This window comes from Mesorhizobium sp. Root102 (assembly GCF_001425625.1).
Taxonomy (GTDB): Bacteria; Pseudomonadota; Alphaproteobacteria; order Rhizobiales; family Rhizobiaceae; genus Mesorhizobium.
Window position 1 is genome coordinate 36,862 of sequence record NZ_LMCP01000009.1, and the last position, 16,401, is coordinate 53,262.

Genomic DNA, 16,401 nt, shown 5'->3' on the forward strand with positions numbered 1-16,401 from the left:
ACCGTTCATCATTTCCGGGAAACGCTGAACCGCTCTCTTTTGTTTGGAGCAGTTCCCAACGGAAAGCACTATGCGCTTTTCCCGGGAAAACCGTTTCACACTTCCCGGAATTGCTCTCGTCACTCGCTGACGATGCCGACCGGCGCCGTCTCTATCTTGAAGGCGGCCGAAATCAGCGCCCGAGTATAGTCTGTTTGCGGGTTTTCAAAAATCTGCTGGGAAGAACCGGCTTCTACAATCCTGCCATTGCGCATGACGATGACGTCGTTGGCCAGCGCGCGGATGACCTTCAGGTCATGGCTGATGAAAAGATAGGCGAGGTCGTGCTTGGCCTGCAGGCTGCGCAACAGGTCGACGACCTGCGCCTGCACGCTCATGTCGAGCGCCGATGTCGGCTCGTCCAGCATGACGAAGCGAGGGTTGAGCACCATGGCGCGTGCGATGGCAACGCGCTGGCGCTGGCCGCCGGAGAACTCGTGCGGATAGCGGTTGCGTGTCGCCGGGTCGAGCCCGACCTCCTTCAGCACATCGGCCACTTTGTCGTCGCGCTGGTCGGGCGACAGCTTCGGCTCGTGGATCTTCAGGCCTTCCTCGATGATCTCGGCGATCGACATGCGCGGGCTGAGCGAGCCGAACGGATCCTGGAAGACGATCTGCAATTCGCGCCTGAGCGGCCGCATGGCGTTGAAGGACAGCTGGTTGATGTCGCGGCCGTTGAACTGGATGCTCCCGGTCGACGAGATCATGCGTGCCAGCGCCAGGCCGAGCGTTGTCTTGCCCGAGCCGGATTCGCCGACCACACCCAGCGTCTGGCCGGCGCGCACGGTGACATCGATCCCGTCGACCGCCTTTACATTGTCGACGGTGCGGCGGAAGAAGCCCTGCTTGATCGGGAACCAGACCTTTATGTCCTTGCCGGTCATCACAGGCTTGGCGGCGGCATTGGCCGCCGGCGGTTTGCCTTTCGGCTCGGCCGCCAGCAGATGCCTTGTATAGGCATGCTGCGGATTGGCGAAGATCTCCTTGGTCGGGCCGGTCTCGACGATCTTGCCCTTGGTCATCACGCAGACCCGGTCGGCAATCTTGCGCACGATGCCGAGATCATGGGTGATGAACAGCATCGACATGCCCTTGCGGCTCTTCAAGCCGGCCAGCAATTCGAGGATCTGCGCCTGCACGGTGACATCGAGCGCCGTCGTCGGTTCGTCGGCGATCAAAAGTTCTGGCTCGTTGGCCAGCGCCATGGCGATCATCACACGCTGGCGCTGGCCACCGGACAACTGGTGCGGATAGGCATCGAGGCGCTTGTGCGGATCGCGAATTCCGACCTCGTTGAGCAAGGCCAGCGTGCGCTCCCTGGCCGGGCGGTCGGCCATGCCTTGATGCAGCTTCAGGATCTCGACGATCTGATGCTCGATCGTGTGCAGCGGATTGAGCGAGGTCATCGGCTCCTGGAAGATCATGGTGATCTTGTTGCCGCGCACCTGCCGCAACTGCTTCTCGCTCATCGCAAGCAGGTCGGCGCCCTGGAACAGGATCCTTCCCGAGGGGTGGCTGGCGCTGGGATAGGGCAACAGCTTCAGCACCGACAGTGCCGAGACCGATTTGCCGGAGCCGGATTCGCCGACCAGCGCCACCGTCTCGCCCTTGGCGATATCGAACGAGATGTGGTCGACCGCCAACGACTGGCCGCCGCCCTGGCCGAAGGCGACGCTGAGGTCCTGTACGCTGAGCAGGGGGGCTTCGCTCATCGGAACGTCTTGCGCGGATCGAAGGCATCGCGCGTCGCCTCGCCGACGAAGACCAGCAGCGACAGCATCAGCGAGATGACGACGAATCCGGAAATGCCGAGCCACGGCGCGTTGAGGTTGCGCTGCGCCTGCTTGAGTAGCTCGCCAAGCGAGGCGGAGCCGGGCGGCAGGCCGAAGCCGAGATAGTCGAGCGAGGTCAGCGTCGAGATCGAGCCTGAGAGCAGGAAGGGCATGAAGGTCAATGTCGCCACCATGGCGTTGGGCAACAGGTGCCGGAACATGATGGTGCGGTTGGGCACGCCGAGAGCGCGCGCCGCGTTGACATATTCGAAATTGCGGGCGCGCAGGAACTCGGCCCGCACCACGCCGACCAGCGCCACCCAGGAGAACAAGAGCATCAGGCCGAGCAGGATGAAGAAGCCCGGCGGCAGGATGGCGGCGACGATGAGCAGGAGATAGAGCACCGGGATGGCCGACCAGATTTCGATGAAACGCTGGAACAGCAGATCCGTCCAACCGCCGAAATAGCCTTGCACGGCGCCGGCCGCGACGCCGATCAGTGCCGAGCCGGCAGTCAGGATCAGGCCGAACAACACCGAAATGCGGAAGCCGTAGATGACGCGCGCCAGCACGTCGCGCGCCTGGTCGTCGGTGCCGAGCCAGTTCCAGTTGCCGACGATGCAGGCAGGGTCGGCAGCGCCTTGCGGATACTGGTTGCAGCGCGTCTTGGCGTCATACTGCCAGGACGGCTTGGCAGGGGCCGCTTCCGGAATGGCGTTGTTGACGGTCTGGTAGGAGTAGCGCACCGGAGGCCAGATCATCCAGCCATTGGCGTTGATCTCGTCCTGGATGACCGGGTCGCGATAGTCGGTCACGGCATAGAAACCGCCGAATTTTTCTTCGGGGTAGGCGACCAGAACCGGAAACAGGATCTCGCCCTTGTAGGAAGCGATGATCGGCTTGTCGTTGGCGATGAATTCGGCAAACAGCGACAGCACGAACAGGACGAGGAAGATCCACAACGACCAGAAGCCGCGCCGGTTGGCTTTGAAATTCTGTATGCGGCGCTTGTTGAGCGGCGACAGAAACGGCCGCTTGATCCGCGCGGGTACCGCCTCCGCGGTGGCAGTAGTCTCCGACATCAGACGTCTCTCCGCTCGAAATCGATGCGCGGATCGACCCAGGTGTAGAGCAGGTCGGACAACAGCCCGACGAACAGCCCCAGAAGCGAGAAGATGTAGAGATTGGCGAACACCACCGGATAGTCGCGCTCGACCACCGACCTGAAGCCGAGCAGGCCGAGGCCATCGAGGGAAAAGATGTTCTCGATCAGCAGCGAGCCGGTGAAGAAGGCCGAGATGAAGGCGCCGGGAAAGCCGGCAATGACGATCAGCATGGCATTGCGGAAGACGTGGCCGTAGAGCACCTGTCGTTCCGACAGGCCCTTGGCCCGCGCCGTCACCACATACTGCTTGCGGATTTCTTCGAGGAACGAGTTCTTGGTCAACAGCGTCGTGGTGGCGAAGGCCGACAGCACCAGCGCGGTCAGTGGCAAGGTCATGTGCCAGAAATAGTCGACGATCTTGCCCCACCAGGATAATTGATCCCAATTGTCTGAGGTGAGGCCGCGCAACGGAAACCAGTCCCAGAAGGACCCGCCGGCAAACAGCACCATCAGCATGATGCCGAACAGGAAGCCCGGGATGGCATAGCCGACAATGACGATGCCGCTGGTCCAGACGTCGAATGGAGTGCCGTCCTTGACCGCCTTGCGGATGCCGAGCGGGATCGAGATCAGGTAGGACAGCAGTGTGATCCACAGCCCGATCGAGATCGACACCGGCATTTTTTCCAGGATCAGGTCGAGCACGGAAATGTCGCGGAAATAGCTGTCGCCGAAATCGAAGCGGGCATAGTTCCACAGCATCATGCCGAAGCGTTCGAGCGGCGGCTTGTCGAAGCCGAACTGCTTTTCCAGCTTCTTGATGAACTCCGGGTCGAGCCCTTGTGCCCCGCGATATTTCGAACTGACGTCGCCAGCGACATCGAAGTTGCCGCCAGCACCCGCGTCGCCGCCACCGCCGCCGAGGCGGTCGCTGCCGCCCTGGTTGGTCAGTCGGGCGATGACCTGTTCGACCGGGCCGCCGGGCGCGAACTGGATGACGGCGAAGGATATCGCCATGATGCCGAACAGGGTCGGGATCATCAAAAGGATGCGGCGCAGGATATAGGCGCCCATCAGGCCTTCTGCCCTCGTTGAGCGAACATTTCAGCCTTTGCCAATTTTTGCCGCCTTGCCTTTATCGAACCACCACAGCGTCTCGACCGGAAAGCCGAAATCGGGTTTCTGCTCGACAAAGCCGAACATGTCCCAATAGGCGACGCGGTGATTCGCCAGATAGTATGTTGGAATCCAGTCCAGCCGCGCGCGCAAGACCCGGTCGAGCGCTCTGAGCGCCGTGACGAGTTCGATTCGGCTTTTCGCCTTGCCGGCTGCCACGATCAGCGCATCGATGGCCCTGCTTTCGGTGCCGGGATAGTTGCGCTGCCCCGGCGTTTTCGCCATTCGAGAGTCATAGAGAATCTCCAGGCCGTCGTCGGTCGGCGTCGCCCCGATCGACCATGCGAGCACGGTGAGATCGAAGTCGAAGTCGCTGTGCCGCTGTTCATATTGCGTCGAATCGACCTGCCGGATCGAGGTGTCGATCCCGATCGCCTTCATATTCTCGGACCATGGGGTGAAGATGCGAACGATGCCGTCATCCTCCGCCAGCATTTCCACACGCAGCCGCTCGCCCTTGTCGTTGACGACGAAACTGCCCGCGCGCTTCCAGCCGGCTTGCGCGAGCAGTCTCGAAGCCTCGCCCAGCAGCTTGCGGTCGTGGCCAGAACCGTCGGAGGCAGGCTGCACCACCGCTTCGCCGAAGGCCTCCGGCGGCAATTCGGCCCGGAACGGCTCCAGCAGCGCCAATTCCCCGGGCGAGGGCATGCCTTCGGCCTTGTAATCCGACCGTTCGAAGTTCGATTGCGAGCGCTCGTAGGAGCCAAAAAACAAAGCCCGCTTCATCCATTCGAAATCGAAACACCTGGCTATCGCCTGCCGCACCCGCTCGTCGCGGAACTGCGGACGCCGCTGGTTCAGCGCGGCAGCCTGCATGGAGGGCGTTTTCTCACCGGGAAATTCGCGTTTGACCACCTTGCCGCCTTTCAGCGCCGGAAAGTCATAGCCTGTCGCCCATACCCGCGCGGTGAATTCCTCGCGAAAATGCGTGTCACCTTTCTTGAAGGCTTCGAAGGCGGCCTGCCGATCGAGATAGAAGTCGATGCGGATGCGGTCGAAATTGTAGAGGCCTCGGTTCACTGGGAGGTCGCGGCCCCAATAGTCGGCCACGCGGTCATATTCGACAGTCTGTCCGGCCGCCACGCGCCCAATCTTGTAGGGTCCCGAGCCAAGTGGCGGTGTCATCGTCGAGGCATCGAAATCATTGGCCGTATAAAAGGCCTTGGAGACGATCGGCATTCCCACGATCTTGAGGATATTTTGCGCCGACTGTTCGCCATTGAAGGTGAGATCGAGGGTGGCGGGATCGGCCGCAACCGCGTCGGTCATGTACCGCAACGCCTGGGAAAGGTTCGGATGGCCCTTGTCCTTATAAAGCTTCAGCGCGAAGACAACGTCTTCCGCGGTCAGCGGCGAGCCGTCGTGGAAACGCGCTTGCGGTCGCAGCGCGAAGCGGAAACCGTTGCGGTCTGGCGACAGGGTAACGGTTTCGGCAAGCAGGCCATAGACAGCATCCGGCTCATCGAGCGCGCTAGTCATCAGCGAATCGAAACAGAGTTCGGTGCGCGGCGGCGCCTCCCCCTTCAACACCAGTGAATTCAATGTGTTGAAGGTCAGGAAGCTCTGATTGAGGGTCGAGTTCGGCGGCGCGAAATTCATCTGGCCGCCCTTGGGGGCATCCGGATTGACGTAGTCGAAATGTGTGAAATCCGGCTTGTATTTGAGGTCGCCGAAGGCCGACAGGCCATGCAGCTTGGTGCCGGTCGCAATTTCGGCAAAAGCCTTGCCGGGCAGCAGAGTTGCCGCAGCTGCTGCCGTGCCGAGGGCGAGAAAGTCGCGACGAGGCAGGACCGCCATCAATCGCCGCCCCTGTACTTGGCCGCCAGCGCTTTTTCCTTGTCGGGAATGACCCACCAGGAATCGATGTCGGCACCGACATAGGCGGGTTGCTTGTCTGGAAAGCCGAACTTGTTCCAGTAGGCCAGCCAGACCGCGGACCGGTAATATTGCGGCACGACGTAGAAATTCCACAGCAGGATGCGATCGAGCGCGTGGGTGGCGGCGACGAGATCGTCGCGATCGGTGGCGAAGATGATGCGGTCGACCAGTGCGTCGACGATCGGATTCTTGATGCCCATCAGATTGCGCGAACCTGGCGAGTCGGCGGCTTTAGAGCTCCAGAAGTCGCGTTGCTCGTTGCCCGGCGAATCCGACTGCTGCAGAATCCCGGTGACGACATCGAAATCGAAATTGTTGACGCGGTTGATGTACTGGGTCTGGTCGATGATGCGCAAAGTGGCGTCCACACCGATCTTGCGCAGATTGGCGATGTAGGGGCTGGCGATCACTTGATCGGTGTCGTTCCAGCCGAGGATTTCGAACTTGAACGGCACGCCGGTCTTGGCATTGACCATCTTGCCGCCCTTGATCATCCAGCCCGCCTTGGCGAAAAGATCGACCGCCTGTTTCAGGTACTTCCGTTCCGCTTGCGGCGAATCGTAGACCGGCAGCTTGAATTCCTGGGTGAAAAGTTCGGGCGGCAGCTTGTCGCGGTATTTTTCCAGGATCTCCAGTTCCTGGCCTTGCGGCAATCCGCTCGACGCAAGTTCGGTGCCCTGGAAATAGCTCGATGTGCGGGTGTTGAAGCCGAAGAACAGGGTGCGGTTCATGCTCTCGAAATCAAACGGGATGGTCAGCGCCTCACGCACCAGCCGGTCCTGGAACAGCGCCCGCCGCTGATTGAGGACGAAGCCCTGCATCGGTTCCGGCGCCTTGGTCTGGAAGTCCTTCTTCACGACGTCGCCGGCCTGGAATGCCGGAAAATTGTAGGCCGTCGCCCATTTGCGCGAGCTGTATTCGCGGTTGATGTCCTCCAGCCCGCCCTTGGTGAAGGCCAGCCACGCGGCGTTGTCGTCGAGGATATAGGTGTAGCGTCGCGTGTCGAAGTTCTCGCGCCCGATCTTCACCGGTAGCTTGGCCGCCCAGTAGTCCGGCACACGCTGCCAGATGATTTCCGAGCCCGGCTTGAAGCTGGCGATCTTGTATGCGGCGGACCCAAGCGGAATTTCCAGCGTCGGCTTGGTGACGTCGCGCTTCTTGCCGTTGGCGTCGGTGCCTTCCCACCAATGTTTCGGCAGCACGGCAAGGTCGCCGATGATCTTGGGCAGTTCGCGGTTGCCCTTCTGGTTGAAATGGAACTCGACCTCGCGGTCGGAGATTGCCACCGCATCGGTGACGTTTTCGAAATAGCGGCTGTATTGCGGGCTGTTGGCCTTGAGCACCTGGAATGACCAGATTACGTCGTCTACGGTGATCGGCTGGCCGTCATGCCATTTGGCGCGCGGGTCGAGCCGGTAGGTCGCGGAGGAATAGTCGACCGGATATTTGTAAGCGTCGGCGATCAGCGGATGGCTGGTGCTGCCCTCATCGGTCGCCTGCTCCATCAGCGTGTCGTAAAGCAGTCCGCCACCGAACCCGACGAGGCCGGCGGCCGGCGACCCCTGCACAATATAGGGATTGAAGCTGTCATAGGTGCCGGGCACCACCGAATTCAGCGTGCCGCCCTTGGGCGCGTCCGGGTTGACGTAGTCGTAGTGCTGAAAATTGTCGCCGTATTTGGATTCGCCGATCAACGATGAGGTGGTGCGCCATTCATCGGCGCGGGCAGCCTGCAATCCCGCCGCCAGAAGCGCTGCCGCCAGCATCGACTTGAGAAGCGTTCGGCCAACCGTCATGCACTATCCTCTTAGCAATGCCCGTTATGGGCAATCTAGATGATTTGGCGCTCGTGAAAACCGCCATGCGCGGCTTTGTCGCCGCATATGCGCTATTCCTAACAAAAAAGCCGGGCTGAACCCGGCTTTTTCAAGGTCGTCGAGATGATATCTGGTTATTGGGCAGGCGCCGGTGCTGGAGCGGCAGGAGCTGGTGCGGCGGGCGCTGCTGGCTTGGCTGGCGCGGCCCCTTCAGCCGGCTTGGCCGGGGCTGTTGCATCGGCAGGCTTGGCGGGCGCGGTTGCGTCGGCGGCAGCGCCCGGCGCCGGCAGCGGCTTGGGGTTGTCGGACAGCGTGCGCAGATAGGCAATGACGTTGGCGCGGTCCTCGTCCTTGGGCAGGCCGGCGAAGCCCATCGCGGTGCCCTTCACGAATTTCTTAGGCGAGGTGATGAAGTGGTTGAGGTTGTCGTAGGTCCACTTCTCGGTGCCGCCCTTGGAAAATTCCTTCATGCCGGCCGAATAGGCGAAGCCTGCATGCTCGGCCACCGGGCGGTCGACGAGGTCCCACAGATCGGGGCCGACCTTGTTGGGGCCGCCCTTTTCGCCGGAATGGCAGGCCTGGCATTTCTTGAAGACGGCGGCGCCCTGCTCGACATTGGCGGTCGCCAGCAGGTCGGCGATCGGCTTGGCTTCGGCAGCCGGCGCGGCCGGGCCGCCTTCGGCTGGCTCGGCGGCCTCGATAGCGAAGCCGGGCTTTTCCGGCGGCGGTGATGCAAACAGCGCATCGGACACAAGGCCGACCGAGAAGACGACGAAAACGGTTCCGAGCAATCCGGCGAGCAGTTTGTTGACTTCGTTGGAATCCATACGCCCCTTGCTCCCTTTTCCGGCGGACCGAACCGTCCACTCCGTCCGTCGGTATCGTGACCCACCCTGCCAGGGCGGTCAAATCGGGCGGAAACTAGGTCTTTTGCTGCGGCGTTGCAACACCTATAAGGGCGCTTCCAGTGAGACCTTTTGCCACTTTCCTTGTCCTCTTTGAGACGCCTTGCACCCGAGATGTCCACGCTGATCCTGATCCCGGCCCGCATGGCCTCGACCCGCCTGCCGGGCAAGCCGTTGGCCGACATCGCCGGCGCGCCGATGATCGTCCATGTCGCCCGCCGCGCCGCCGAGGCCGGCCTTGGCCGGGTGGTGGTGGCGACCGACACGCAAAGCGTGGCCGAAGCGGTGCGCGCACATGGTTTCGAGGCCGTGATGACGCGCACGGACCACGAATCCGGCTCCGACCGCATCCATGAGGCGCTGGTCGCGCTTGATCCTGAGCGCAAGGTCGAAACCATCGTCAATGTGCAGGGTGACCTGCCGACCATCGATCCCCAGATCATCGCCGCGTCGCTCAGGCCGTTCGATGATAGCGCGGTGGACATCGCCACGCTCGGCGTCGAGATCGTCCGTGACGAGGAAAAGACCAATCCCAATGTCGTCAAGATCGTCGGTTCGCCGCTCTCCGGCACCAGGCTGAGGGCGCTCTATTTCACCCGTGCCACGGCACCCTGGGGCGAGGGACCGCTCTATCACCATGTCGGCCTCTATGCCTATCGTCGCGCCGCGCTCGAGCGTTTTGTCGCGCTGAAGCCGTCGCCGCTGGAACGCCGCGAGCGGTTGGAACAGCTGCGGGCGCTGGAGGCCGGCATGCGCATCGACGCCGAGATAGTCCAGTCGCTGCCGCTTGGCGTCGACACGCCGGAAGACCTCGAACGCGCCAGAACCATCCTTGCAAACTGAAAAATCCCTTCGAAGCTGAGACCCCTTGAATCGAGAATTGGCCCATGCCTGAAAAGACCAACAGAATATCCTTCCAGGGCGAGCCGGGCGCCAATTCCGACACCGCTTCCCGCAACGTCTATCCCTCGATGAAGCCGTTGCCGTGTCCGACCTTCGAAGACGCGTTCAACGCGGTCGAGACGGGCAAGGCCGACCTCGCCATGATCCCGATCGAGAACACCATTGCCGGGCGCGTCGCCGATATCCATCATCTGTTGCCGGAATCGAAGCTGCACATCATCGGCGAATATTTCCTGCCCATTCATTTCCAGCTGATGGTGCTGCCGGGCGTCAAGCGCGACGAGATCAAGACGGTGCATAGCCACATCCATGCGCTTGGCCAGTGCCGCAAATACATCCGCAAGAACGGCTGGAAGGCGATCGTCGCCGGCGACACGGCTGGCGCCGCCAAGATGGTCTCCGAGGTCAAGGACCGCACCATGGCGGCGCTGTCGCCGGCGCTGGCCGCGACGCTCTACGGGCTCGACATCATCGAGCAAAATGTCGAGGACACGGACAGCAACGTCACCCGCTTTGTCGTCCTGACCAAGAACAAGCAATGGGCGGAGCGTCCGTCACCCGACGTCAAGATGATGACGACCTTCATCTTCCGCGTCCGCAACGTGCCGGCCGCGCTCTACAAGGCGATGGGCGGTTTTGCCACCAACGGCATCAACATGACCAAGCTGGAGAGCTATCAGCTGGGCGCGTTCACGGCGACGCTGTTCTACGCCGACATCGAGGGCCATCCCGACGATCCGCTGGTCAAGCTGGCGCTGGAAGAGCTTCGCTTCTTCTCGCGCGAAGTGCGGATTCTCGGCGTCTATCCGGCCAGCGCGTCGCGTGAGCAGTGGAAAGTGGCGGATTAAATCAGCCCCAGCCCAACGGCACGTAGTCGATCTCCATAAACGCCGTGACCTCCGGCACCCAGCGGTCGCGCACGAAGGCGACATGGTCTGGATGGTCGTTGTACCTGGTATAGGCAGCCTGGTCGGCGAACTCCATCGAGAAGCCGAAATGATAGTCGTTCTTGGGGCTGATCTGCCGCAATTGCTCGAAATGCGTGACGCCCCTGATCGCGGTGAGGATTTTCTTGGCGTCGACCAGGAACCTCTTTTCCTCCAGCGAGTGCGGCGGATGCTTCAGCGTGAAAACGACGGTGTGACGGATCATGTCCTGCTCCTGCAATGTCTTTCAATAATCGCTGCCATCATTCCGAGTCGACCCAGGCGCGGATGAGGTGGTGCGCGATGGCGCCTTTCGGTGGCGTGATCAAATTGCCGGGATGCTCCCTGGTCAGCATCAGATGGACCTCGTCGCGGGCAAACCAGCGGCAGTCCTCCAACTCGTTGAGGTCGGCCTGGATATCGTCGTTGAGCGGCTCGCCAAAGCAGCCGATCATCAGCGAATAGGGAAACGGCCAGGGCTGGCTGGCGTGGTAGACGACGCGGCCGAGCCTGATGCCGGCCTCTTCCAGCGTCTCGCGGCGCACCGCCGCCTCGATCGTCTCGCCCGGCTCGATGAAGCCGGCAAGGGCCGAGTACATGCCTGGTGCGAAATGCCGGCCGCGCCCGAGCAGGCACTTCTCCCGCGTCGCCGTCAGCATGATCGCCACCGGGTCGGTGCGTGGAAAATGCTCGGTGCCGCAATTCGGGCAATGCCGCTTGTAGCCGCCGGCCCGCATCTGCGATTCGGTACCGCATTTGCTGCAGAAACGATGGCTGGCGTGCCAGGCAAGCAGGGCCGCCCCTTGAGCCATCGCGCCGGCAGCCGCCTCGTCGATCAGCCCTTGCATGTAGACCGAGCGATAGTCGATGGCCTTGATCGTTTCCGGCAATTGTTCGGCGTCAACGCCGGCCGGCACGGCCAGCACCGGTCCTTTTTCGGAAAAACCGAGCAGGATGCCTTGCGCCAGGGAAACCTTGAAGGGCTCGCTCTCGGCGGCGCCGAACCAGGGGTCGAGACCACTGCCATCCCCGAGCTTCAGATAGAGCCGGCCGCCATTCATCAGAAGCAGCCGTGTCGCCGGATCGGCGAGCGCCTTGTCGACGGAATCGTCGGCGCGGTTCTCGGATTGCCGGTCGATGGTGTTGCCGGCAAAGCCGACGAACTGGCTCGGCTCGCGCAAGGGCGCGTCAAACAGGCGGAAGCTCATGGAGACTCTGGCGTACGTTGCAGGATGGACACGGGGAACGCTTATAGCGCCGCCTTGATCGTTTCGGCAAACCGCCGCAGGTCGGAACGTTGATAGGGCTCACGCAGGCCGTGCCCCCACACCGGGCCCGGCCAGCCGGGGTCGCCTTCCGAACGCCCAATGACATGGATGTGCAGCTGGCGCACGATGTTGCCGAGCGCGCCGGTGTTGATCTTGGTGCAGCCGGTCGCTTTCTTCAGTCCCTGTGCCACCATATTGGTCTCGAAGGTCAGCATCGCCTGGTCGAGCGGCGTCATGTCGTGGATTTCCTCCGCGCCCGGCCGCTGCGGCACCAGGAGCAGCCATGGCCAGCGACGGTCGTTCATCACGCGCAGTTCGCACAGCCCAAGCCACATCAATTGCTCGCTGTCCGCCTCCAGCCGGGTGTCCAGCGTGAATCCGGCCTTCAGGCCCGGCAGCATCGGCGTTTCCCTTGCTTTTCTTGGTTTCCTCAAACGCAGGAACGCTAGAGCGGCGGCAAGGGGGCTGCAAGCGAATCATTGCGCCGCTCACGGTTTGGTGCGCTAATTCCATATTTTTACGATTTCCTCGGCGCACTTGCATTTCGTCGCACAATTGCCGATATGGAAAGCGGGAGGTTGGTGGTGGACGGTCCACTCGCCAACCGGGTCAGGTCCGGAAGGAAGCAGCCCTAACGAGCCCGGAACGGGTCATTGTTCCAGCCTCCCACCTCACCGGCCCCTCTCGCGACATTGACGACGCATTGCAGCGCGGGCGAGACTATGCGCAGGAATTGGCCGCCTTCGTGTGTGGCCATTTGGAGCTTTACGGGCGAATGAGCGAAGCCGGAAATTCGGGAACGGACAAGGCCGTCGCCTATCGCGTTCTGGCGCGCAAGTACCGTCCTTCGAACTTCTCCGAACTGGTCGGCCAGGAGCCGACGGTGCGCACCCTCACCAATGCCTTTGCCACCGGCCGCATCGCCCAGGCCTGGATGCTGACCGGCGTGCGCGGCGTCGGCAAGACCACGACGGCGCGCATACTCGCGCGCGCCCTGAACTATAAAACCGCTGATATCGACCAGCCTTCGGTCGACCTTGCCGTGCTCGGCGAGCATTGCCAGGCGATCATGGAAGGCCGCCATGTCGACGTGATCGAAATGGATGCCGCCTCGCACACCGGCATCGACGATATCAGGGACATCATCGAGCGCGTGCGCTATGCGCCGGTCTCGGCCCGCTACAAGGTCTACATCATCGACGAAGTGCACATGCTGTCGACGCAGGCCTTCAACGGCCTGCTGAAGACGCTGGAAGAGCCGCCGCCGCACGTCAAATTCATCTTCGCCACCACCGAAATCCGCAAGGTTCCGATCACCGTCCTGTCGCGCTGCCAGCGTTTTGACCTGAGGCGAATCGACGCCGGCGCGCTGGTTGCGCATCTGTCCTCGATCTCGGCCAAGGAAGGCATTTCGGTCGACGACGATGCGCTGGCGATGATCGCGCGCGCCGCCGAAGGCTCGGCCCGTGATTCGCTCTCCATTCTCGACCAGGCGATTGCCCATGGCGCCGGCTCCGTCAGTGCCGATGCGGTTCGGGCGATGCTGGGGCTCGCCGACCGCGCCCGCATCGTCGATCTGTTCGAGCATGTCATGAAGGGCGATGTAGCGGCAGCGCTTGGCGAATTCCGTTCGCAGTATGACACCGGCGCCGATCCGGCCGCCGTGCTGACCGATCTTGCCGAATTCAACCACCTCGTCACCAGGCTGCGTTTCGTGCCGACGGCCATCGAGGATGCCTCGCTATCCGAGGACGAGCGGCAGCGCGGCGCGGATTTCGCCAGGACGTTGTCGGTCAGGGTGCTGTCGCGGACATGGCAGATGCTGCTCAAGGGCATCCCCGAGGTGCAGTCCTCCAACCGGCCGGTGAGTGCCGCCGAAATGGTGTTGATCCGGCTCGCTCACGCCGCCGACCTGCCGACGCTGGATGAGGCGCTGAGATCGCTTGAGGGCACGGCGCCGGTGCAAAATGGCGCGCCGCGCCCGAATGGTGCGCCCGCAGGTTCCGGCAATGGCGGTGGCGCCAGCGCGGTGGCGCAGACGCGCATGCCTGCCGGGTCGGGCGGCGCACAGACCATGCGGCTGGTCGAAGCCACGCCTGCCCCCGCCGCCTTCGTCGCTCCGCCGGAACCGGTCGTGGAGACGCAATCGGCGCCGCTGAAATCGCTGGCCGACATCATTGCCCTGGCCGATGCGCAGCGCGACATCGCCTTCAAGGTGCAGGTCAAGAGCTATATCCGCCTTGTGCGCATCGAGCCCGGCCGGATCGATGTCGGCCTGACCAGCGACGCGCCCAAGATGCTGCTCAACGACCTGACGACGAAGCTGCGCGCCTGGACCGGCCGCAGCTGGCTGGTCTCGCTGTCGAAGGAAGAGGGTGGCCAGACGCTTGCCGAAATGGAATCGGCCAAGCGCGAGAACGCCTTCCTCGATGCCAAGAGCGACCCGACGGTGGCCGCCATTCTGGCGCGCTTTCCCGGCGCCAAGATCATCGACGTGCGCATTCCAGACGCGCCGGAAGCCGAAACGGCAGAGGCCGACGTGCCCGTCGAGCCGCCGGGTGACGACGATGAAACCTGATCCAGCCACGAATCCGCAAAGGACCCGACCATGAAAGATCTTCTCGGCCTGATGGGCAAGGCGAAGGAAATGCAGGCCAAGTTCCAGGCCATGCAGGATGAGATCGCCACGCTTGAAGCGTCCGGCCAGGCGGGCGGCGGCCTGGTCAACGTGACGCTGACCGGAAAATTCGAGATGAAGTCGCTGAAGATCGATCCATCCTTGTTCAAGGAGGACGATGTCGAGATCCTCGAGGATCTGGTGCTGGCCGCCCACAATGACGCCAAGACCAAGGTCGAGCAGATCGTGCAGGAAAAGACCAAGGCGCTGACCGCCGGTCTGCCGATCCCGCCGGGAATGAAATTGCCCTTCTAGCGTTCGGCGCCCATGACCGAAGAGCCCTCCGAAAGATTGATCGAGCAGCGTATCCGCAACAGGCTCTACGAGATCCTGGAAATCCTGGCTGACTGCGACGGTGGCGTCGATCTCGTCGGCATCAAGGGTTACTTCAATCTGTTCGAGGATTTCGTCCATCGCCCGTCGATCGAAGCCGGCACGTCGGCGCTTTCGAAGGACGAGCGCGCCATCGTGCTGGAGATCGCCGAATTCCTGGAAGCGGCCAGCGAGACAAATCCGGACTTCACCAGGGCCGAGTTCATCGAAAGCGACTGGCCGGCAAAGATCGCGCCGACGGCCAGGGATGCGCGGACGCTGTTTCTCCGGCGCGGCCTGTTTTCGGAGAAGGTCGAGGAGCTCGAACCTGGCCAGCCGGCCGCGGTTGCGGCCGGGCGATAGGCCCGGTTCCAGGCAAAAACGTGACGCGGTTATCCCTGGAAAAAGAGCTGGCGCTTTCCCCGGGCAATTGCGGCGAAACAAAGAGAGAGCGGTCATCGCTTTTGTGAAATGATGGCTCGATCTATCTGGAAAGCCACGAAATTGTGCCAATTTGGCAACAGTGCGTTGTTAATAACGTTTTGGCCATCATTTTGCCCGAAAGTGTCTCATTCTTGCCGCAGCCTGGGGGCGGGCACGAAGTGAGAGGGTTACCTTTTGATTTCCACGCGATGGAAGACGCCGCTGTTGTTCGGCGCCGTCATTTCACCCCTGTTTTTGGCTGCCTGCAGCCAGACCACTTCACACGGCATGTCCGTCGCCAGCCTGACCGACGCCATCACGCCGAGTTTCCTGAGCTCCCGGGCCTATGGCCATACGCCGAAGGACAAGGAATGCCTGGAACGGGCGATGTTCTTCGAGTCCAACCGTTCAAGCCGTGATGGCATGATCGCTGTCGGCACGGTGGTCATGAACCGGCTGCGCTCCGGCAACCACGGCAGCACCATCTGCGAAGTGGTGGGGGAGCGCGGGCAGTTCGCGCCCGGCGTCATGACACGGCCAATGAATTCGCGGGCGATGCCCGATGTCGAAGAGGCAGCCGACGCCGTCCTCAAGGGCGAGCGCAAGGTGAAGCTGAAGAACACGATGTATTTCCACACTGCCGGGTTGCGCTTCCCCTACAAGAACATGCACTACACCATGGTTGCCGGCGGCAATGCCTTCTATGAGAAGCGCGGCCGCAACTGGCAGCCGCTGCCGGATGAGCCGCAGGTCGCCATTGCCTCGGTTGCGCCCGACAAGTCAGCCGCGCCGGTGACGCTGGTTGCATCCGCCGAGCCGGCACTTCCGGCCAGGATGACAGCCGTTCGATCCGCTCCTGCCCAACAGACCTATGTGACCGCAGCCGCTGCGCCGGCCGCGAAATCCGCGCGTGTCTCGGCGGAGCCGACGGTGGTGGCGATGCAGGAGCCGATGGAGGAACCGGATGCCGCCCGTTTTGGCGGAATCTTGAACACAAGGACAAAGGTTATCTCCTCGGTTGAGGACGCGCCGCAAGAGGCGTCGATGGGGTTCCAGTCGACACCTGACAACACAGACGCCATCGGCGCGATGATTGTCAGCCAGGGCCGGCCGCTCGAAGCCAACTGAACGAATCGCACTCCATAGGGTCCGCCGATTCAACATGGCGGATCCGGTGCCGACGTGGGCTGTTTCAAAGCG

General features: G+C 62.3%; 15 protein-coding genes and 1 other RNA gene. 7 read left to right on the forward strand and 9 right to left on the reverse strand.

Translation table 11 applies throughout. The features are described from left to right. Positions 1-119 precede the first annotated feature (119 nt). From ASD12_RS09710 to ASD12_RS09735, 6 genes are all read right to left on the reverse strand, one after another. Entirely contained in the window at positions 120-1,751 is a 1,632-nt protein-coding gene (locus ASD12_RS09710; protein WP_056584776.1) for an ABC transporter ATP-binding protein, read from the reverse strand. Further along, complete coding sequence (locus ASD12_RS09715; protein ID WP_056584777.1) at positions 1,748-2,893, reverse strand: ABC transporter permease; 1,146 nt, start codon at positions 2,891-2,893, stop codon at positions 1,748-1,750. The genes ASD12_RS09710 and ASD12_RS09715 overlap by 4 nt, the downstream gene beginning before the upstream one ends. Beyond that, positions 2,893-3,990 (reverse strand): microcin C ABC transporter permease YejB, encoded by a 1,098-nt coding sequence (locus tag ASD12_RS09720; protein WP_056584780.1) that lies wholly within the window; start codon positions 3,988-3,990, stop codon positions 2,893-2,895. The genes ASD12_RS09715 and ASD12_RS09720 overlap by 1 nt, the downstream gene beginning before the upstream one ends. Before the next feature lie 30 nt (positions 3,991-4,020). Continuing rightward, positions 4,021-5,889 (reverse strand): extracellular solute-binding protein, encoded by a 1,869-nt coding sequence (locus tag ASD12_RS09725; protein WP_056584781.1) that lies wholly within the window; start codon positions 5,887-5,889, stop codon positions 4,021-4,023. Continuing rightward, the gene (locus ASD12_RS09730; protein WP_056584783.1) at positions 5,889-7,766 is read right to left on the reverse strand and encodes an extracellular solute-binding protein; all 1,878 of its coding nucleotides are present in this window, start codon (positions 7,764-7,766) and stop codon (positions 5,889-5,891) included. Before ASD12_RS09730 ends, ASD12_RS09725 begins: the two co-directional genes overlap by 1 nt. Before the next feature lie 155 nt (positions 7,767-7,921). Beyond that, a complete protein-coding gene (locus ASD12_RS09735) occupies positions 7,922-8,614 on the reverse strand; it encodes a cytochrome c family protein (RefSeq protein WP_056584785.1) in 693 nt (230 codons plus the stop codon). A 192-nt stretch (positions 8,615-8,806) separates the two neighbouring features. On the opposite strand from ASD12_RS09735, the gene ASD12_RS09740 reads away from it, so the two are divergent. Together ASD12_RS09740 and ASD12_RS09745 are read left to right on the forward strand one after the other, a co-directional pair. Next, entirely contained in the window at positions 8,807-9,535 is a 729-nt protein-coding gene (locus tag ASD12_RS09740; protein WP_056584787.1) for a 3-deoxy-manno-octulosonate cytidylyltransferase, read from the forward strand. Positions 9,536-9,579: 44 nt separating this feature from the next. Then, positions 9,580-10,443, forward strand: a complete 864-nt coding sequence (locus ASD12_RS09745; protein WP_056584789.1) for a prephenate dehydratase — start codon at positions 9,580-9,582, stop codon at positions 10,441-10,443. Position 10,444: 1 nt separating this feature from the next. Here the strand turns inward: ASD12_RS09745 and ASD12_RS09750 are convergent, their stop codons facing one another. Genes ASD12_RS09750 through ASD12_RS09760 form a run of 3 tightly spaced genes read right to left on the reverse strand, consistent with a single transcriptional unit; the run spans position 10,445 to position 12,190 of the window. Next, entirely contained in the window at positions 10,445-10,747 is a 303-nt protein-coding gene (locus tag ASD12_RS09750; protein ID WP_056584791.1) for a Dabb family protein, read from the reverse strand. Between the two features lie 37 nt (positions 10,748-10,784). Beyond that, a complete protein-coding gene (nudC, locus tag ASD12_RS09755; RefSeq protein ID WP_056584798.1) occupies positions 10,785-11,729 on the reverse strand; it encodes an NAD(+) diphosphatase in 945 nt (314 codons plus the stop codon). A gap of 41 nt (positions 11,730-11,770) precedes the next feature. Then, positions 11,771-12,190, reverse strand: coding sequence for an HIT family protein (locus ASD12_RS09760; RefSeq protein WP_056584800.1), 420 nt, complete (start codon positions 12,188-12,190; stop codon positions 11,771-11,773). A 172-nt stretch (positions 12,191-12,362) separates the two neighbouring features. Here ASD12_RS09760 and ffs point away from each other — a divergent pair. The 5 genes from ffs (at position 12,363) to ASD12_RS09780 (ending at position 16,329) form a co-directional block, all read left to right on the forward strand. Beyond that, positions 12,363-12,459, forward strand: an RNA gene (gene ffs, locus ASD12_RS32965) — signal recognition particle sRNA small type. 105 nt (positions 12,460-12,564) lie between these two features. Next, complete coding sequence (locus ASD12_RS09765; protein ID WP_056584801.1) at positions 12,565-14,367, forward strand: DNA polymerase III subunit gamma/tau; 1,803 nt, start codon at positions 12,565-12,567, stop codon at positions 14,365-14,367. Positions 14,368-14,397: 30 nt separating this feature from the next. Then, a complete protein-coding gene (locus ASD12_RS09770; RefSeq protein ID WP_056584804.1) occupies positions 14,398-14,721 on the forward strand; it encodes a YbaB/EbfC family nucleoid-associated protein in 324 nt (107 codons plus the stop codon). A gap of 12 nt (positions 14,722-14,733) precedes the next feature. Further along, positions 14,734-15,141, forward strand: a complete 408-nt coding sequence (locus tag ASD12_RS09775) for a hypothetical protein (protein WP_056584806.1) — start codon at positions 14,734-14,736, stop codon at positions 15,139-15,141. Positions 15,142-15,396: 255 nt separating this feature from the next. Then, the gene (locus ASD12_RS09780; RefSeq protein ID WP_056584808.1) at positions 15,397-16,329 is read left to right on the forward strand and encodes a cell wall hydrolase; all 933 of its coding nucleotides are present in this window, start codon (positions 15,397-15,399) and stop codon (positions 16,327-16,329) included. The last annotated feature ends 72 nt before the right edge of the window (positions 16,330-16,401 follow it).